At 62.8% G+C, this 18,832-nt stretch carries 13 protein-coding genes and 1 pseudogene; all 14 read right to left on the bottom strand.

Annotated features, from left to right (window positions below):
• Positions 1 to 13 precede the first annotated feature (13 nt).
• The 14 genes and pseudogenes from ccsB to hemC all read right to left on the bottom strand — a co-directional run bounded on the left by ccsB (position 14) and on the right by hemC (position 18,815).
• The gene (gene ccsB, locus PAB09_RS01865; RefSeq protein WP_271034405.1) at positions 14 to 1,045 is read right to left on the bottom strand and encodes a c-type cytochrome biogenesis protein CcsB; all 1,032 of its coding nucleotides are present in this window, start codon (positions 1,043 to 1,045) and stop codon (positions 14 to 16) included.
• A 353-nt stretch (positions 1,046 to 1,398) separates the two neighbouring features.
• The gene (locus PAB09_RS01860; protein ID WP_271035240.1) at positions 1,399 to 2,994 is read right to left on the bottom strand and encodes a cytochrome c biogenesis protein ResB; all 1,596 of its coding nucleotides are present in this window, start codon (positions 2,992 to 2,994) and stop codon (positions 1,399 to 1,401) included.
• A gap of 100 nt (positions 2,995 to 3,094) precedes the next feature.
• Positions 3,095 to 3,898, bottom strand: a complete 804-nt coding sequence (locus PAB09_RS01855) for a cytochrome c biogenesis CcdA family protein (protein ID WP_271034404.1) — start codon at positions 3,896 to 3,898, stop codon at positions 3,095 to 3,097.
• A complete protein-coding gene (locus PAB09_RS01850; RefSeq protein ID WP_442873729.1) occupies positions 3,895 to 4,479 on the bottom strand; it encodes a TlpA family protein disulfide reductase in 585 nt (194 codons plus the stop codon). The genes PAB09_RS01855 and PAB09_RS01850 overlap by 4 nt, the downstream gene beginning before the upstream one ends.
• A 40-nt stretch (positions 4,480 to 4,519) precedes the next feature.
• Positions 4,520 to 5,128 carry a histidine phosphatase family protein gene (locus PAB09_RS01845; RefSeq protein ID WP_271034402.1) on the bottom strand — a complete coding sequence of 203 codons (609 nt, stop codon included), beginning with the start codon at positions 5,126 to 5,128 and terminating at the stop codon, positions 4,520 to 4,522.
• 72 nt (positions 5,129 to 5,200) lie between these two features.
• Positions 5,201 to 6,529: a glutamate-1-semialdehyde 2,1-aminomutase gene (hemL, locus tag PAB09_RS01840; protein WP_271034401.1), complete on the bottom strand. Its 1,329-nt coding sequence runs from the start codon at positions 6,527 to 6,529 to the stop codon at positions 5,201 to 5,203.
• Positions 6,530 to 6,834: 305 nt separating this feature from the next.
• Positions 6,835 to 8,241, bottom strand: coding sequence for a protoporphyrinogen oxidase (locus PAB09_RS01835; RefSeq protein WP_271034400.1), 1,407 nt, complete (start codon positions 8,239 to 8,241; stop codon positions 6,835 to 6,837).
• 101 nt (positions 8,242 to 8,342) lie between these two features.
• Positions 8,343 to 9,416: a uroporphyrinogen decarboxylase gene (gene hemE, locus PAB09_RS01830; RefSeq protein ID WP_271034399.1), complete on the bottom strand. Its 1,074-nt coding sequence runs from the start codon at positions 9,414 to 9,416 to the stop codon at positions 8,343 to 8,345.
• 192 nt (positions 9,417 to 9,608) lie between these two features.
• Positions 9,609 to 11,963, bottom strand: a complete 2,355-nt coding sequence (locus PAB09_RS01825; protein WP_271035239.1) for a heavy metal translocating P-type ATPase — start codon at positions 11,961 to 11,963, stop codon at positions 9,609 to 9,611.
• Between the two features lie 407 nt (positions 11,964 to 12,370).
• The gene (locus PAB09_RS01820) at positions 12,371 to 12,853 is read right to left on the bottom strand and encodes a hypothetical protein (protein WP_271034398.1); all 483 of its coding nucleotides are present in this window, start codon (positions 12,851 to 12,853) and stop codon (positions 12,371 to 12,373) included.
• Between the two features lie 221 nt (positions 12,854 to 13,074).
• On the bottom strand, positions 13,075 to 13,638 hold the full coding sequence (locus tag PAB09_RS01815; RefSeq protein WP_271034397.1) for a hypothetical protein: 564 nt from the start codon (positions 13,636 to 13,638) through the stop codon (positions 13,075 to 13,077).
• Between the two features lie 63 nt (positions 13,639 to 13,701).
• Complete coding sequence (gene hemB, locus PAB09_RS01810; RefSeq protein ID WP_442873728.1) at positions 13,702 to 14,688, bottom strand: porphobilinogen synthase; 987 nt, start codon at positions 14,686 to 14,688, stop codon at positions 13,702 to 13,704.
• A 496-nt stretch (positions 14,689 to 15,184) separates the two neighbouring features.
• Positions 15,185 to 16,855: pseudogene (locus tag PAB09_RS01805) on the bottom strand (uroporphyrinogen-III synthase); the annotation flags it as partial.
• A 1,042-nt stretch (positions 16,856 to 17,897) separates the two neighbouring features.
• A complete protein-coding gene (gene hemC, locus PAB09_RS01800; protein WP_271034395.1) occupies positions 17,898 to 18,815 on the bottom strand; it encodes a hydroxymethylbilane synthase in 918 nt (305 codons plus the stop codon).
• Between the last annotated feature and the right edge of the window lie 17 nt (positions 18,816 to 18,832).

Raw genomic sequence — 18,832 nt, 5'->3', positions numbered from 1 at the left:
AGGCATACAACCCTTAGTTCAGACCGGCGTAGGAGTGCAGGCCGGAGACCACCATGTTGATGAAGAACAGGTTGAAGACCATCATGGCCAACGCGGCGATGTTAATCCAGGCAGCACGCGAGTCGCGCCAGCCGGCGGTCGCGCGGGCGTGCAGGTAGGCGGCGTAGAGAATCCAGGTAATAAAGGACACGGTCTCCTTCGGGTCCCAGCCCCAGAAGCGACCCCACGCGGACTCGGCCCAGATCGCACCGAGAACGATGCCCAAGCCAAGCACAGGCACGGTGACGATAGCGGTGCGGTAGGCCACGGTATCCAAGGCCTTCGCGGACGGCAACGGCTTGGCGATGGCGCCGAGGATCCCCTTCTCCTTGCCCTCAGGCTGGAACATGCGCAGGATGTACAGCAGCGAGGCAACGCCGGAGATCAGTCCGATGGAGGCGCCGGTGGCCACGGTACTCACGTGGATGGGTAGCCACATCGACTTCAGCGCCGGAACCACCGGGGCGGAGTCGGAATACAGCTTGGTGCCACCAAAGAACATCAGGGCAAGAATCGGCACCAGCACCCAGGTCCACATGATGCGCAGATCCTTGCGCTGCAAGAAAACTGCGGCCACGGCCATGCAGAACAGCGAGATGACCAGCACGTACTCGTACAGGTTGCCGAATGGGAAGCGACTGACGGACAAACCACGGGAGACCGCGGAGACGGCGTGGACGATTACGCCGAGCCACACGATCATCTGGGTCATGTTCGCGAACTTCTCGGCACTCGCCTCCTTGGAGGCTAGCGTGTCCCGCAGCTCCTGCTCGCTGGCGGCGGGAGCCGCCACTGTAGACGTCGGCACGCTGTCGGCATCGGAGGTGCCGGCGCCGACGGCGACGAGCTCGCCCGACTTTATGGCCTCGAGCTCACGGTTGAGGTCGATGATGGCACGGGAGCGGCTGTAATAGACGATGGCCAACACAAGGCCGATGAAATAGATGACGAACGCCGAGCCGAAGGCAACATCCGACAGCGAGGCGAGAGTGTTGTTGACATTCATAATGACCTAGGACCTAGTTTCGTGAGGTTCTTCATGCCGGCCAAACAAGGACAGACAACGTACAAGGACAAACAAGAAATAAGAAAGCGCCCCCCTGTTTGAAAGGGAACACAGTTGGCTTACACCATACACCTGACTTTTGGCAGCTCCAAGGGGGAAAAGGCGATAGCGGAGCTTTCCGACGAGCACCGCCACGACCACGGTGGCTGAAACCGTTCACCGCCCGCGCCTTTTTCCATCTTAGCGATATTTTCCGACACACTGTCGGAAAATCGGGGACTGCGGCTGCGCGCGGACGCTACCCCCTTAAAAGAAGTCAACCGGACATAAGAAGCAGACTTACCCGCCCCCGATCAGTCCTCGTCGTCATCTGGGTCCGGCAGCCCCAGAATGCGACGATGGATCCGCTCGTATTCCTCGCCCCAGCCCGCGCGGTCGGTGCGAGCAAGCGCGCCGGTCTCCACATAGGTGACGGTGTCAGATACCGGGCGCAGGCGCACCCACACGCGGCGGCGCTTGATCACCAGGGATCCGACCAGCGAGCCCAGGGCGATAAGCGTCATAGCCAAGACCCACACCTGCGAGGGGTCGTGACTGATCTGATAGTTGGCGAATTCCTCGGCGCCGTCGAAGGTGATCACCGTGCCGTCGTCCAAGGTGATGGACTCGCCCACGGAGAGGTTCGTGCGTTCGAGTTTTTGCAGCGCGCCGGAGTGCAGCAAGGACGTGTCCAGGCTAAACAGGCCCTGACCCACGCCAGTGTCGAGGCCGTTGTCACCACGGTAGATATCGATGGCCACCGCGGGGTCGGTCATCGCGGGGTAGCTGGAGGAAAGCAGCTCACCGTTTTCGCCATCCCACTGTGCGGTCGGGGCGAACAGGCCCTGGATTGCAAGCTGGTGCTGGCGGCGCTCATACAGATCAGGGTACATGCCGGCCGGCGGATCGAAGCGCATGGCACCGGAGGACAGGAAGAAGGTCGGGTCATCGGGGCGCCATTGGACGGTCTGCGTGCGGGACTCGCCGTTAGGCCAGGTCACGGTGAAGGTCGGCGCGAAGCCGTGGCCCTGGAGGTACACGCGATCGCCCGCGATGCGCAGCGGGTGGTTGACCTCAAGGGTGTAGTCCTGCCAGGTACTCGGGTCGGAGTTGATGTCCTCGCCCTCGGCGTAGGAAATCTCCGAACGGAACATCTCCGCCTGGCCGTTGGGAAGGTAATCGGCCTCGAAGCTGTGCACCTCGAAGCAGAAGGGGTGCAGCCCCGTACCGTCGAAGTTCACGCCGGCCCGGAAGGAGTCATAGTTGGCGGTCGCGGTATTGCAGAACTCGGTATTCATTCCCTCCTTGTCGGAGGCCACCACGATGACCTGGCCCTCGTAGGAGAAAACCCGGCCGATGGCGATCGCCACCAGCATGCCCGTCAGCCCCAGGTGGAAGGTGAGGTTGAAGAACTCGCGCAGGTAGCCGCGCTCGGCGGCAAAGGAGCGCGCCCCGGCGCGGTCCTCCTCCGGGGTGTACTCGGCCACATGCCACTTCTTCAGCGCCGTGCGAACGTCCGCCTCCACCTCGGCTAGGGGCTTGTCCACGCTTCCCTCGCCGTTCAGTGGCAGACGCGCCAGGTTCTTCGGCGCGCGTACCGGCGGGGTCCTCATCGCCTTGTAGTGATCCCAGGAACGCGGGATGATACATCCCACAAGCGAGACAAACAGCAACACGAAGATGGCGTTGAACCACGTGGAGCTGAAAACGTCGAAAAGCTGCAGCGTGTCGTAGATCTCTGCGAGCTTGCCATTGTTGGCAATGTACTCGTCCACCTTGGTCTCATTCAGCGAACGCTGTGGCAAGAGCGCACCAGGGATGGCTCCTAAGGCGAGCAGGAAAAGCAACACCAGCGCGGTGCGCATGGAGGTAAGCCAGTGCCACGCCTTATTCAACGCGCGGACGACCATTCGAATGACTTTCACAATGACGCTTTCATCTGTTCTTAAATCAAGAAGTATGTGCTTTTGCCCGGCTCGCTTTCAGGAAACCCTGCAGCGAGACAAGCAATTAGATCAAGGTGGAGCCGTACTCCACTGTCCATTGGCGAACCCAGTTGATAAATTCGGCCCACAATCCGGTCACGAGGGCAAGCCCCACCAAGATGAGCGCCACACCGCCGATGATTTGGATCATGCGGGAATGGCGCCCGAGGGCGCCCACGCCAGCCATGGCGCGCGCGGAACCCAGCGCAACGATGAGGAAAGGCAGACCGAGCCCCAAGCAGTAGCCGACGATCAGGAACACTCCGCGGGCTGCGGTCATGCCCTGGGTACCGGCGGAGATGGAGATGATCGCGGCGAGGGTGGGGCCCAGACACGGCGTCCACCCCAGGGCGAACACCCCGCCGAGCAGCGGCGCGCCCAGCCAGGTCGACCATCGCTTCGGGGAAAAGCGCTTGGTGTTTTGCAGGAACGGCACCGCCCCCATGAACACCAATCCCATGAGGATGGTGACCACCCCACCGACCCGCATGAGTGTTTCCGCATTCAACGTCAGCGCGCTGATAAGGCCGAATACGGATACGGTGGCCAGAAGGAACACCACGGTAAACCCGAGGATGAAAAGCAGGGCGGCCCCGCCCACCCGCCAGCGCTGGGAGCGGGCCACTTGCGGACCCTTCTCGCCATACTCAACCTCCGCGCCGACCACTCCGGCCAGATAAGAGATATAGCCGGGCACGAGTGGGACAACGCAGGGGCTGGCAAAGGAAACCAGCCCCGCCAATGCCGCGGCGAGGATTCCCAACAACAGCGGACCGTTGGCCGCCACGTCGGCGACCTGCCCTCCTACTCCGCTTGCCAGGATCGTCATGAGGCCACCAAGGGCTCGACGACATCAAGCAGGTCTTGGGCGGTGATCTCACGCAGGAACACCGCCGCCGGGCGGTGCTGCTTGTCCAAGACGATGGTGGTGGGAACCACCGATGCCGGGACACCGCCTAGCGAGGCTGCCGTCTTGAAAGGCGGGTCGTAGATGCTGGGGTAGGTAATACCATTGTCTTTGACGAAGTCGCGGGAGATCTCCGCGCTATAGTCACGGACGTTAATACCCAGCAGCGTGCCGCCGTGCTGCGAGAGATATTCGTGGACTTCCTGGAGATCGTCGGACTCGGAGCGGCACGGCGCGCACCATTGACCCCACGCATTGAGAACCACGACCTGATCCTTGAAGTCATCCAGGGCTATCGTTTTTCCCTCCTCCATGAGGGATTCGCCGGAGATGTTGCTGATCGGTCGACGATCAGCCTCGTCGTAGAAGATCTCCTGCTTGCCGTCGGGCGAGTAGAACTCGAAGGTGCCGCCAATGGCGACAGCGTCCTGGCCTGCGGTTTGATCGGAGCTACAGGCCGCAAGCGTCAAGGAGGCGGTGGCGATCAGGGATACCGCCAGCATGCGTTTGGTGGTGGAAATAGTACGGGAAACCATCTGTCCTCTAGCTCTCCTGAGCCGGTTCGGTATAGACGTAGTCGATGATGTCGCGCCCACGAAACACCAGTGAGCTCACGCTCGCTAGGTTGCATTGGCGGGCTGCGGGATTGTGCGCCAACGGCTTTCCTTGGACATGGCGCTGGACGCAGACGATGGGTAGCTGGTGGCTGACCAGGATAGCCTCGTGGCCTTCTGCCGCCCGGCGCGCAGACTCCACCGCGGCCATCATGCGTTCGACGATGTCGGTGTAGTGCTCGCCCCAGCTGGGCAGGGTGGGGTTATACATCAACGGCCAGCGCACCGGATTCCACAGTTGGGAGCGTAGGCCTTTGACGTGCAGGCCCTCGTAGCGGTTGCCTGCCTCCAGCAGGTCGACGTCGATGCCTACCTCGTGCCCCGTGACCTTCGCGATGGGCGCTGCGGTTTCCTGGGCGCGTTCGAGCGGGGAGCTACGCACGATTGCCACGTCGTGCCCCTGAAATGAGGCTGCCGTGGCCTGGGCCATCTCCTGTCCGCGGTCGGACAGGTGGTAGTCGGGCAGGCGCCCGTAGAGGATGCGCTCTGGGTTAAAGACCTCACCGTGGCGCACGAGGTGCACGATCGTGGTGCTCACACGTTCCCTTTCTGCTTGAATCCGTAGGCGTCGGCAAGCGTGAATAAACCAACCGCAATTATTAAAGGCTTATTAAACACTGCCAACCTGTGAACGAGCTGCCGCTGCTGCCTTTGCGGCCGGGACCAGCGCCTTTTCGATGCGTTCGAAGTCATCATCGGTCAGCGCGGAGGAGACGAACCAAGTCTCGAATACGCTCGGCGCGGTGTAGATGCCGTTGTCGAGCAGGGCGTGGAAGAACGGCGGGTAACGGAAGGTATCGGCACCCAACATGTCCTCGAAGTTGTGCCCTTCTCCCTCGGCGAAGCGCACGGAGAAGAACGTGGCGGCACGCTGGATGTGGTGGGCCACGCCCTCGCGCTCGAGTGCGGCGCTGATGAGGCCGGCGACGCGGTCGGCGTTGGCGCGGACGATGTCGTAGACCTCCGGGGTCGCAAGCTCGAGGGATTTCTTTCCCGCCGCCATCGCAACCGGGTTTCCGGACAGGGTGCCCGCCTGGTAGACCGGGCCCACGGGTGCCAGGTGGTTCATGATGTCGCGGCGGCCGCCGAAGGCCGCGGCGGGCAGGCCGCCGGAGATGACCTTGCCGAAGGTGGTGAGATCGCCCGCGACCTGGTCCACGCCGTACCAGCCGTTGTAGGAGGTGCGAAAGCCGGTCATGACCTCGTCGAGGATCAGCAGCGCGCCGTTGTCGTGCGCGACCTGCTTGAGCTGCGCGTTGAAGTCGTTGATGGGGGCTACCGTGCCCATGTTGCCCGCCGCTGCCTCGGCGATGATGCAGGCGATCTGCCCCGGGTTCTCGGCAAAGGCCGCGCGCACGGCCTCGATGTCGTTATACGGCACGACGATGGTGTCGGCGGCCGAGGCACCGGTCACACCCGGGGAGTCCGGCAGGGCGAAGGTGGCCACGCCGGATCCGGCCGAAGCCAGCAGCGCGTCGACGTGCCCGTGGTAGCAGCCGGCGAACTTGATAATCTTCGGGCGTCCGGTAAAGCCGCGGGCTAGGCGCACTGCGGACATGGTGGCCTCGGTGCCGGAGTTGACCATGCGGACTTCTTCCACACTGGTTCGGTCGATGATCATCTCGGCCAGCTCCAGTTCGGCCTCGGTGGGCGCGCCGTAGCTAAGCCCCTTCTCCGCGGCCTTGGCCACGGCCTCCACGATCTCCGAGCGGGCGTTGCCTAGAAGCATCGGACCCCAGGAGCACACGAGGTCGACGTACTCGTTGCCGTCGACGTCGTAGAGCTTGGAGCCCTTCGCCGAGGCGATGAAGCGGGCCTGCCCGCCCACGGAGCCGAAGGCGCGCACCGGGGAGTTCACACCGCCAGGAATGAGCTTTTGAGCGCGCTCAAAAAGCGCGTGCGAGTTTGCGACATTGGAGGAAGTGGGCGTAGAAGTCATGCCGACTATTGTAGGGGACATCCCCTCAAACTAAAGTTGGGCACCTCCGAAATGTCGCATCCGGGTGTAGAAACTGTGTACAAGAGCGCCGTCGCCACAGCGCAACGGAGCGCATTCACCGGTCGCTCAGCGGTCGGTCAGCGCGCTTTTCGCCAGGCTGTCGCTGCACCCTGGCGGTGCACCCCGCACGCCCTGCGTGGTGGGGGCGCGGCGGCATTTTTACTTTGCGGTGTCCCAGGCAGGTGCTTCACGACGTATGCAGCGCCGCGGGGTGTAAGCGTTGCTGTGCCAGTACGGTGTGCCAGCTACGCGCCGAGGACACGGTGGGCTGTGGCGCGGGCGTCCGCGATGATGGCGGGCACCCCCACCCCAGCGACCCAGGCGCCAGCCACATCGATGTCGGGGTTGGCATCGATGGCCGCGCGGATTGTGGCTACGGTCTCGAGGTGGCCGGGGCCATACACGGGCAGGCCGCCGAACCAACGCTGCACGTAGATCTCGGAAAGCCCCGCAGCCCGGCCATCGAAGCCGGTGATGGTCTGTAGGTCATCGAGGGCGTAGTCCACCAGGTCGTCTTCCTCGGCGCGGGTGATGGCATCATCGCCAAAGCGCCCGAAGGAGGCGCGCACGATGGCCCCGCCCCGCTCGCCCAGGTGCGGCCACTTCTTGGAGCTAAACGTAAAAGCCTTCGCGCGCACGGAGGTCTCATCCATGGCGACGAGGATGCCGGAGTTGTCCGGCAGTCCGGCGGCATCGTCAAACTTCATGCCCACCACCACGGAGCTTGCTAGCTTGATCTCCTTCAACGGGGCTACGGCATCCGGCACCACGGACTTAATAAGCATCGCCGTGGTCGGTGCCGGGGTGGCAAACAGCACCTTGTCGAAGGTTCCCTCAGCGCCTTTGAGCTGGTAGCCGCCCTTAGTCTTGGTGACCTGTGAGATGAAGGCGTCGATGTGGATGGTGGCGCCGGATTGTTCCGCCAACGCCTCGTACATTTCCGCGTAGCCACCGGCGAAGGAGGCGAACACCTGTGGCTTGTAGCCGGGGATCTTCTCCGCGTGTGCCGCGTTGCGGACGGCGCGCTGGTCCAGGATGCGGTTGACAGCGCCCGAGAGCGTGACCTTTTCTCCTTCCGCAGCCATCGCGTCGAAGGTGCGGGCGAGCTCCGGCAGCGTCGCACGCACTCCTAGGTCATCCGAGGACGCGGAATACACCCCACCCTGGAGGGCGGAGACGACGCGGTCGACTACGTCGTCGCCATAGCGCTCGCGCACGAGCGCACCGAGCGAAACGTCGCCTTCGCCCCATTCGATGGCCTCACGCTCAGACTCCTTGTCGATGGCCTCGATGGACTCTTTGCTGATGAGCCCTTCGAGTCCGGCACCGGAAGCGGGGATGCCCATCGCCGTGTGGGCGGGCATGGGGTTAAGCGTGCCACCGGCGTACAACAAAGACGGCAATCCACTCGGGGCGCGCAGGGAGTCCTTGAGGCCGAGCGATTCGAAGAATTCGGTAGCATCCTTACGGAAAGCGAGGTAGGCCTCCGCACCCATGTCGATGGGGCCGGACTCGAAGGGGACGGTAAATAGCTTGCCACCGATGCGGTCGGATGCCTCGAAGACCTCGACTTCAACGCTGGGATCAGCCTGGTGAATCTCATAGGCTGCGGTCAGACCCGCCAACCCGGCTCCGATGATTGCGATACGCACGATGCGCGTCCCTTCTTTCTTGGCATGGGCGGGCGGGGTGTCCGCCGTTTCGATATATAAGAATAAGTCCGCCGAACGAGGCTTTCCGCGAAGCGATGACCCTAGTGCTGGTGAATAATCTCCGCCGCGCGGGTGATAGCTTCCGGCTGGGTGTGCGGGAGCACGCCGTGCCCGAGGTTGAAGATGTGGCCGCGGGCATTGCCTGCGCCGATGGCGGCATCGGCCTCGCCGCAGATGCGCGCGACCTCCTTGGCCACAACGTCGTCACCGGCAAAGAGCATGGCCGGATCCAGGTTGCCCTGAAGCACCTTCGGTCCACTTGCTGCCGCGATGCGGGAGGCGGCCTTATCCAGTGGCACGCGCCAGTCCACGCCCATGACCTCACTTCCCGCCTCGCTCATGGCACCGAGTAGCTCCCCGGTGCCCACGCCGAAGTGAATGCGAGGGATACCCGCGTCGCCGATCGCCTGCAGGATCTCGGTGGAGTACGGCAACACGTGCTCGCGGTAGTCGCGCTCGGTGAGGAAGCCAGCCCACGAGTCGAATAGCTGCAAGGCGTCGATTCCTGCGTCGATCTGTGTGCGCAGGAACCGGATCACGGTCGGGGTAAGCCTGCGCATGAGCGCATGCCAGGTGTCTGGGTCAGCATGCATCATGGCCTTGGTCTTTTCATGATTCTTGGAGGGACCACCCTCCACCAGGTAGCTGGCTAGGGTAAACGGTGCCCCGGCGAAGCCAATGAGTGCCTGCGTATCGCTGAGCTCCTCGAGGATGGTGCCAATGCCGTCGGAAACTTCCGTGACCTCGTCTTCGAGGATGGGCAGTGCGTCGACATCCGCACGGGAGGTAATGGCGTGATCCATGACCGGGCCGCGCCCGGCGACGATCTCTACCCCTACCCCCGCAGCCTTGAGCGGAACCACAATGTCGGAGAACAAGATGGCGGCATCCACATCGTGGCGGCGCACCGGCTGGAGGGTGATTTCCGCGAGCAGCTCGGGCATGAAGCAGGAGTCGAGCATGCCGATCCCCGCGCGTACTTCCCGATATTCGGGCAGCGAACGCCCTGCTTGGCGCATGAACCACACCGGTCGGCGGCTGGGAGTACGCCCTTGCGCAGCGTCGATGAGAGGGGCATTGCTAAGGCTTCGGCGCTTGACAGTCATGGGTTCCATCTTGCCCCCTTTCAAGGGCAAAGGAAAGCAAGCCGTGCCTAATTTTTCCCACTTTCTTACCCCATGCCGCTCAACCGTTCGGTTGAGCAGGTCTCAAGAAGGGTTTCGCGCTAGCCGCGCGCGATTGCCCTATGCCTGAAAATGCTAGTGCTTCCGCCCGGCTTCCGGCGCCGCTTCTAGCGATGGGGCTGCTTAGTAGTTGCTTGCGATCTTCGAGCGGAATTCGATCACCAGCGAGGAGCCGAGCATCGCCACGGTGGCGATCATCGGATGCAGCACCCCGGCGCAGGCCGCGATGATCGCCACGACGTTATAGGCCCAGGCGAAGGCCATGTTGTAGCGGATCAGGCGGGTCAGCTTGCGCCCGAACTTAAACAACCACGGGATCGGGGCGACGTTGCCCTCCAACAAGACAATGTCCGACTGCGGATGATCCAGCGCGCTAGGGTTATCGATCGTATCCATGGCGCCGATGAGAATGCCCAGGTTAGCCACGCGGAAGCAGGCGTTGACCGAGGTATCGCCCACCATCGCAATGTTGACACCATGCGAGCGCACTGAGCGCACCGCCTGTGGCTTGTCACCGGGTTGAATGCCAGCCAGCACGTGGGACACGCCCACGTAGTCACCATAGCGCCGCGCCACCGGGTAGGTATCACGGCTGAGCATCATGGTTTCAATACCCATCGATTCCAGCTCGTCGACGGCCTCATTCGCGTCATCCTTGGCGTGGTCATAGAGGGTGATCACCCCGCGGTCCTTGCCCTTCCAGCGCACGACAATGGGCGTGCCACCGGACACGGCAGCCGCCGCCAGGCGGCCGTCGAGTTGGGACAGGTTGCGCGGGCGCCACAGCAGCGCCTCCACGGTACGTTTTTCCGTCTCACCGCTTGGGTTGGTGATGGGAAGCTCGATCATCGCGTGGAAGTTGCCATCTTCATCGAAGCGAAAGTGCGAGGCCTCGATCCAGGAAGGAATGGACTTGTCGGCGGCCTTATCGCGCGACTCGCGGGCGGCACGAACCAACGCCCGTGACACCGGGTGATCGGACTCCATGGCCACGGCACCGGCCACGCGGATCACCAGGTCGGGGTCTTCGCCACGGTCAGCGGTGACGGTTTCCACCACCATCTCACCGGCCGACAAGGTTCCCACACGGTTGAAGATGACGGCCTCGATCTGATCGAGGGCGTGAACGTCCTCGGCCTCATTGATAAGCACGCCCCGGCGCGCAGCGTTCTCGATACCCAACCTCGTGGCCAGCGAAGCCGAAACCGCCAAGGCCACCGGCGCCACACATCCGAGTACCGCCAGCGCGGTGGCGAAGGCCTGGTTGAGGTTGTTGGTGATCAGCGCCCACATGGCAAAGTCCGCCGCCGCGATGATTAGCGAGGTGGGCACGAGGAACGAGGCGGTTTTGATGGCGAGGCCGTCGGATTCGTTTTGATGGCGGGCGGCTGCGCGCACCCACCTATAGATCGCCGCCAGCCAGGTCCGGTGCCCGGTGTTGTGAACGCGGATCTTCAACCTCTTGGTTTCGTTGATGCAGCCCGCATAGACCTTGGAATGCACCTTGGCCGTGTACGGCGAAATGCCTAGCGCGGTGGCATCAATGACCGAGGAACCGCCGATCACCGTGCCGTCAACGGGGATGATCTCACCTGGTTCGACCAGAATGTCATCGCCGACGTTGAGTTTTTGGATCGGGATATCAACCTGCTTGACCTCGCCTGTCTTGCGGTTCTTGCGCACCACGGTCACTAGGGTTCCCGGATCGAGTTTATAGCGCGAAAGCTGCTCGAGGTAGCTTGCCCGAGTCTTCAAGCTAAACAACCGACCGCCCACGAGCAGCACGGTCATGCCGCAGGCGACGTCGAAGAACAGGGCTCCATCCTCGAAGCGGGTGGGGTCAAGGGAGACCCACTGGGGGTTCGAACGATGCGTGGGATCGCCGACATCGGTGAACACGATCATCGCCACCGACCAAGCCCAGGCCAACAGCACCGCCACTGAGCTCGCCGCATCCAGCGCGGAGGTGTGTCGGCGCACGCCGCCGAGCATCGCGCGGTGGAAAGGCCAGGCGGAGTAGAACACCACCGGTGCCGAGAGGAAGATGAGCGTCCACTGCCAGTAGTCGAACTGGAGCTGCGGGAAATAACTGACCAACAGCACGGGCAAGCTAAACAGCAGGGCGACGATGAAGCGTTCCTTGGTCAGCAGGGCGCGGGCGGTAAACAGCACCTCCGCCGGGGCGGTGGGTGTGGTGCGCACCACCTTGCCGCGGTCCATGAATCCGGACTGGCGGGCCAACTCATTGGCGCGCTCTTCCTCCTCGATCTGGCGGCGCAGGCGTCCGGACATGCCGATGGCTCGGGTGCGCCGATGATGCCGGCGAACGCTGCGCCCATAGCGGCGCTCCTCGACATCTGACCACGCCAGGCGGCGGCGCAGGGAGGAGTCGGTGAGGCTGGCATGGATTCCGAAGTCCTGGAACCGGTCGACGATGATGGTCGGATCCACCGCGCGACCGGCGGTGACCCAGGCCATGGAGGTTGGGTACACGATGCGCACGTCGACGTCGTCAAGCTCGTTGAGGGCGTCTTCTACCTCCCCGATACTGGACGCGCTGGGCAGATTGTGCAGCTCAAAGGCGAAGGAGGTCTTGCCCTCGCCGGGATAGTCCTCGCGCCCGTCGAGGGCGTTCCTGCTGAACTCGGAGTTGACGGCCAGCATAGTGCCGGTGTCTACCCCGGCACGCGCGGCGGCAGTCTTGGCATCATCGATGACCTCGGTGAGCTCCTCCTCGAGGTCATCGCCTAAGGGTTGCCCCGAGTCTGCTATGTCCGTGGGTTCTTCGGCCCTTCCCGTGTCGAGACCGGCGCCTGTTTCTTCCCACGCAGCCTCTCGCGGGGTGTCTCCGCCTCGATTCACACTGCCGGTCATGGTTGTTAACCTTAGGCCTTCGCCTTGCTATCAAGGTAGTTGCTGACGGCGGGCTGGAAATAGGCCATGGCCGAAAGCGCAATCATCAATGCCACAATCATGAGCACCCACCCGCCCAGCCGCAGCATAACGGCAATGAGGTTGAGCGCCACGATAAGCACGGCGATGCCAAGATACACTCTCCTGGTGACCTTGCCCGCGTGCTGGAATTGGGAGGCCAGCGCCGCGATCATGAGCCCGCCCAGGATGTTGACAATGGCCATAAACCGCAGGTTGCCCGACACCGCATCGACGACGTGCACGTCCGCCCCCACTGGGGCCTCGGTGGTAAAAAGCACGAGGCCGCTGAAAATTAAGACGATGGCCGAGGCAACCGCGAGGTAGTAGGCGATGGTCAGCGTGCGAGGCTTGGTTATTGGATCGGATGGGGCGCCGTTTCCATTCGCATTCGCGCGTGCGTCGCCGCGGTGGGGCGAGGGGAACATGCTTGGCATAGTGGTCCTTCGGTGATGCGGGGGCTGCTCGGGGCTTGCCAGAACGTCCGTGGCAAATGTGCGCCAAGGGGCTATTGTTAGCCATCCTTAACTATCTGCGAAACATAGTTCTATCAGTATGCACATTGTATGGCGAATTGCGCGCTTGTTGGCAACGACATCCTGCCCCGTCGCGCTCCCCCGCCTGCTACCTATTACGCTTTCCGACGCTCACCTGTCGCCTATGGTGCTACTTGCTTGTCCAGCCAGTCCGCCGATTCCTTATTCATCGCGATCACCGCTGCCACTGCGGCAAGTGCGGCGACGATGATCTGCAGGATCCCATCGGTGGCATACAGCGCGATCGGCAGGTCTGACGTGGGGCTTGCGAGAAATAGCAGGAAGGCGCGCAGCACGAAATACACGGCGAAGTAGGTTAAGACTTTCTGCGCCGTGATCGCCTTCTTCCCCGCCTGGGCAAGGCGCAGGACGAAATAGACCACAACCCCCAGGATCAGCAGCGTGATCACCAACGCACCAATGGCGGCGGCTATCACCGATGCGTTGATCATCTGGTCCGTATAGTCTTGCCCCGCGGGCAGGGAGTCTTTGACCTGACTGACCGCCTGTTCCTTATTCAGGAAAGTCATCACCACGCTCAGTGCTTGGTGGATCACTTCGATGACAACCGCCACAAGCCACAGCATCTTGGCTTGCTGGAGGGAGGCAGGCGCACCGGCGACAGGGACATTCTCAGGGGCTAAGCCTGTAGCCGGAGGGGTTCCGGTTCCTTGGTGATTGCTCATCGCAGTGGAGACGACTTCCTCTTCATTGATGGGATAAAGGGGGGGTGGCTTGCTACCACGGGGCTAGGCGCCGCGTAGCTTCCTTGCGGCCTCGACCGCAAAATAGGTAAGGATCTGATCCGCACCGGCACGTTTGATGGACGTGAGAGATTCCATCATAACCGTATCGAGATCCAGCCAGCCGTTGGCGCCAGCGGCATGCAGCATCGCATACTCGCCGGAGACCTGGTAGGCGGCCACCGGCACTGGGCTGGTGGCGGCGACCTCGGCCAGCACATCCAGGTACGGCATTGCCGGCTTGACCATGACGAAGTCTGCGCCTTCCTCGATATCGAGCTCGACCTCGAGCAGGGACTCGCGGAAGTTCGCAGGGTCTTGCTGGTAGGTGCGGCGATCGCCTTGGAGGGAGGAGCCGACGGCGTCACGGAATGGACCATAGAATGCGGAGGCGTACTTCGCGGAGTAGGCCATAATGGCCACGTCCTGAAATCCGGTCTCGTCGAGCGCTTCACGGATGGCGGCGATCTGACCGTCCATCATGCCCGAGGGGCTGACGATGTGGGCGCCTGCCCGAGCCTGAGCCACCGCCATCTTCTGGTACAGCGGCAAGGTGGCGTCGTTGTCGACGATGGTCGTGCCGAAGGGATCGGTGCTCAACACTCCACAGTGCCCGTGATCGGTGAACTCATCGAGGCAAGTATCTGCCATGATCATGACCTCGTCGCCGAACTCCGCACGCAAGGCCGCAAGTCCCTTGTTGAGGATGCCCTCGGGGTCACAGGCCTGGGAGCCGGTGGGGTCTTTCTTGCTATCCAGCGGCACCCCGAAGAGGTCGATGCACACAATTCCCAGATCCACTGCCTCGTGTACTGCCCTGATCAGGGAGTCCATGGTGTGATTGAACACCCCCGGCATGGAAGGGATCTCGCGCGGGGTGTCGATGCCTTCGGCAATAAACATGGGCAGGATAAAGTCCTTCGGGGACAGCGTGGTCTCCGAGACGAGCTTGCGCATAGCCGGTGAGGTGCGCAGCCTGCGCGGCCTGCGCATTCCCACGTTGTGGTACTCCTGCGGCGTTTTGTGTGCGTTCATTGCCTACCTAGACTCCTCGTGCTGCGAAAGCTTTTCATAAATTAAAACCCACTGTCACCCGCGCCACTACCTGGGACCGCAAGCCACTGGCGTGGCTGTCTCGGCCTCGGGCTGGAGCACCGCGAGGTGCAACTCGAGCTTAAAGAACTAACAACTGAAAAAGGAGGCCCGCCGTTGCCGGTGGAACCTCCTTCACAACTTACTCTTCCTTCCGCGCGTGTGGTGGCGGGGCTGCACCGGCGGCATCGCCGCCCGTTGTGCATACTGCTGCCCGTGCCAACTCCCGCGTCGCAGCTTATTCGCTGGCCACACCCGCAACGGAATCCGGAGTCGCGCTGGTGGCAGGCTCGGCAGGCATAGCCGCTGCGGGGGCCTCGGCCACTTCAGCTACCGCGTCTGTTTCCTTAGCGTCCTTGTCGTTGGTGGCCAGCTCCGCAAGCTCGTCCGCGGCCTTCTTTCGGGCGCGGCGCTTCTTGCGTGGCGGCGGCAACTGGCCTGCTGCGCGCAGCTTTGCGACGTGCGCAGCCAGCGCATCGACGAGATGAGGAACGTCGGCGACCTCAGGCACGACATCAACGCGCAGGCCAAGCTCCTCGGCCGCCGCCTTCGTCATCGGGCCGATGCACGCAATGATCGTGCGGGAATGCGGCTTGCCCGCGATACCCACCAGGTTGCGTACCGTTGAGGCCGAGGTAAAGCATGCAGCATCGAATCCGCCGGACTTAATCATGTCGCGGATCTCGGCGCTCGGCGGAGCCGCGCGCACCGTGCGGTAGACCACCACGTCCTCGACCTCCCAGCCAAGGGCCGCGATGCCGTCTACCAACACGTCGGTGGCGATGTCGGCGCGCGGCAGCAGCACGCGACCGACGGGATCGAGCTCCTCAACGTACTCCGGGAAGACGTCGACGAGCCCTTGGGCGTTTTGGCGGTGCCGCGGTGGCAAGAGTTCCGGGGTAATCCCCAGCTCGCGGATCGCGTTGGCCGTCTTGGTTCCCACCGCGGCGATGCGTACGCCGGCGAAGGCACGCGAATCCAGACCGAACTGCGTGATCTTGTCCCACACGGCACGCACCGCATTGACGCTGGTGAGTACGACCCACTGGTAGCGGCCCTCGACGATGCCCTTGATGGCCTTTTCCATCTGCGCCGGGTTACGCGGTGGCTCCACGGAGATCGTGGGCACCTCCTGGGGGATGGCACCGTGGGTGGCCAGGCGGGTCGACATCGGACCGGCTTGTTCCTTGGCGCGCGGTACCAGCACGCGCCATCCAAACAGCGGACGCGACTCCCACCAGGAATACTTGAAGCGTTCATCGACGCTGGTACCCACCGTTACCACCAGCTTTCCGTTGAGATCGGCATCGAGCTTCGCCAAGGTGCGCAGGGTGACGTCGTAGGAGCGCTGCAGGCGCGTGGTGCCGTGTGCGGTCACGGTCACTGGGGTGGTTGTTGGCATGTTGCGGGCCAACAGCTCAGCGGAGATTTCGCCCAACCTGTCCTTGGTGGTCTCCAAGACCAAAGGCATGGGAGAGCTCGCGAGCTGATCCCAATCGACCTCCTCGCCATTGATGGCGATTTCAGTGTACGTCGAGCCCAAGGCAATACCTGCAAACGCCGGAACCGTAGCGGGCAGCGACATGCCTGGAACGATATGGAAGGACAGCCCGCGCTCTTGGACCTCGGTGATCTCTGCGAGCGTGCGATCGTCGGAAAGCGGGTTGCCCTGCACGAGACGAATGACATCCTCGCCGGTTGCGGCGAGATGTTCGACGATGTCCACGATCTGTGCTACCGGCTCGTCCTCGTCGACATCGGTAATCTCGGCGGCCGTCGGCGGCTCGGGCTTGGCAGGCTTACGACGCGCCCCGGCCTGGCGGGCCTGGTCACACAGCCGCTCATACTCCTGCTCGTAGGCCTTCATCTTATCGGCCGGGACCGGAAGCTCCGCGGCGATAATGCTGCGCACGCCGGGGAGGATATCGGCATCCACCACGGCGAGGGCATGCATGCTGAGCACCTCGCGGGCGCGGACGGTCAGCAGGTCCGGATTACCGGGACCTGCGCCGACGAAAATCACCTTTCCCGAAGGGGCGGTGGTCAATTCGACCTCGTTAGAGCTCATAAATGTCAAAAACCCGTTTTCTAGCTCCCTGGGCACACGCTCATCCCTTCTTCGCCGCACCCCGAGGGGTAAGACGGTTCACACGGAATATGCGCTACGCCGAAGGGGCATCGCGTATGTGTCTATTCGCCGCGCAGGCATCGAAAAACTGGTCACACAACCAGGTCCAGGATCGTGGCCATTACAACTCACGAAGACCCCAGCCTGCACGCATTGCCTATTCGGTTATCCCACCAGCCCTTATGTCATGACCTGCCACGAATATGCGGGCGGACGGACTCCTCCACCGCCACAGACTCGTTGGCTGGCACAACACAAAAACCGCGCCCTTGTGTCCACGTGGTCCGATATCGCAACATCTGCGCGATGCCGACCCCGTGCACAGGGCGCTGAAAGCGTGTGGTAATACACCATAATTGAGTTCGCCCCATATAAAAAACCGGGGGCTGAAGCCGACCACCACACCGGTGGTGGTAATATCCCTCAACCCTCCCATCGCCGCCCACCCCCGTGCGTGCGCATCTTCTCGCACAAGTGGAAACCTGTAGCGCCAACCATTCCCCTTGAAGAGAATATGCACGCCTTAAGCTGGACTTTTTCGCATAACAGACCACCAAGGTAGATTCTCAGGCCGCCACAAGCACCCGGCCGCTTGCGGCGACGCTTCTCCTGCGTCGAGTTTTTGGCAATCGAAAATTCCCTGAGTCGCTCACCGCATATAATTCCAGCTTCCCCCAAAAGGGGTGGACAATGCCGCGCGCCATTGCCGGCGCCGGGCACACTCCCGGTCACCGCGGCCTGCATCCGGGAAACATACTTTTGCTTCCCACCCTGGATCGACTGCAAACAGGGTACGCAGGGTACGTAGTGTACGTAAGGTACTCAGTGTACTGAGGTGTACGCAGAGACCGTTTGATCTGCTCAGTCGCCAAATGTAGGCCAAGGCCGCGGTGGGAAGAATCCACCGCGGCCTTCTTGAATAGGGTCGTGCACTTATGTCGGTCAGCGGATCGAGGGGCAGCCGGGCCTTCAGCCTTCACCGCTACGTGGTCGCGCCAAGGATGTCCGTAGCCCCCATCTCGATGAGCGTCTGCGCAAGCTTTTCACCCACGGCAACGCAGTCCTCGACTCGTCCGGTCGCGGTCTCACGCACTGCCTGGGAGCCATCGAGGGCGACGACGGTGGCCTCTGCCACAAGCTCGCCTTCCTCGTTGACGAAGGAGTGCGCTGCAACCGGGGCGGTACAGCCCGCCTCCAGGCGGTTGAGCACGACGCGCTCTGCCTGGGCCTGTGCGAAAGCGATCGCATCGGCGATGGAGTCGATGGCGGCGCGGGCGCGTTCGTCGTCGGCACGGCACTCGATGGCGAGTGCGCCTTGAGCGGGCGCGGGCACGACCTGGCTGGGGTCAAAGACCTCGGTGGCTTCGTCGCCGCGCCCGACGCGAGAAAGCCCGGCAAAGGCTAGGACCACGGCGTCGAGCTCGCCGCTTGTCACCTTCCCCATGCGCGTGTCGATGTTGCCACGTAAAGGCACGATCTCCAGATCGGGGCGCAGCGCCTTGAGCTGGGAGATCCGCCGCGGTGCGCCGGTGCCCACCTTGGCACCAATGGGCAGTTCCGACAGGGTTAATTCATCCCGGGCCACGAGACAGTCGCGGGCGTCGGCACGCACCGGCACAACCAGGTGGAAGCGAGGATCCGGCTCGGTGGGAAGGTCCTTGAAGGAGTGGACCGCGATGTCGCACTCGCCCGCTTCGAGGGCCTCGCGCAGGGCCTGGGTAAACACGCCGACACCGATGCGCTCGACGGGAGCCATGTTGACGTCTCCGTGGGTGGTGACGATGTGCAGCTCGGAGGCAAAGCCATTGGCCGCCAGCCAATCACGAACGTGGCCGGACTGTGTGGTGGCCAACAGGCTGCCACGGGTACCAATTAGCAAGGTGGATGCGGTCTGACTCAAAGCGATCTCCTCTGGGG

Origin of the sequence: Corynebacterium sp. SCR221107 (assembly GCF_027886475.1) — a bacterium.
In the GTDB taxonomy this organism is placed as follows: domain Bacteria; phylum Actinomycetota; class Actinomycetes; order Mycobacteriales; family Mycobacteriaceae; genus Corynebacterium.
Note: the sequence above shows the minus strand (reverse complement) of the source record. Positions and strands in the feature narration are given on the sequence as shown.

Bases quoted from the DNA above. Each gene is read 5' to 3' on its own strand.
- PAB09_RS01820 (WP_271034398.1), bottom strand. From the start codon at position 12,853: ATGCCAAGCATGTTCCCCTCGCCCCACCGCGGCGACGCACGCGCGAAT.
- PAB09_RS01825 (WP_271035239.1), bottom strand. From the start codon at position 11,963: ATGGCCTGGGTCACCGCCGGTCGCGCGGTGGATCCGACCATCATCGTC.
- ccsB (WP_271034405.1), bottom strand. From the start codon at position 1,045: ATGAATGTCAACAACACTCTCGCCTCGCTGTCGGATGTTGCCTTCGGC.
- PAB09_RS01815 (WP_271034397.1), bottom strand. From the start codon at position 13,638: ATGAGCAATCACCAAGGAACCGGAACCCCTCCGGCTACAGGCTTAGCC.
- PAB09_RS01850 (WP_442873729.1), bottom strand. From the start codon at position 4,479: ATGCTGGCGGTATCCCTGATCGCCACCGCCTCCTTGACGCTTGCGGCC.
- hemE (WP_271034399.1), bottom strand. From the start codon at position 9,416: ATGGAACCCATGACTGTCAAGCGCCGAAGCCTTAGCAATGCCCCTCTC.
- hemB (WP_442873728.1), bottom strand. From the start codon at position 14,688: ATGCGCAGGCCGCGCAGGCTGCGCACCTCACCGGCTATGCGCAAGCTC.
- PAB09_RS01860 (WP_271035240.1), bottom strand. From the start codon at position 2,994: ATGGTCGTCCGCGCGTTGAATAAGGCGTGGCACTGGCTTACCTCCATG.
- PAB09_RS01855 (WP_271034404.1), bottom strand. From the start codon at position 3,898: ATGACGATCCTGGCAAGCGGAGTAGGAGGGCAGGTCGCCGACGTGGCG.
- hemL (WP_271034401.1), bottom strand. From the start codon at position 6,529: ATGACTTCTACGCCCACTTCCTCCAATGTCGCAAACTCGCACGCGCTT.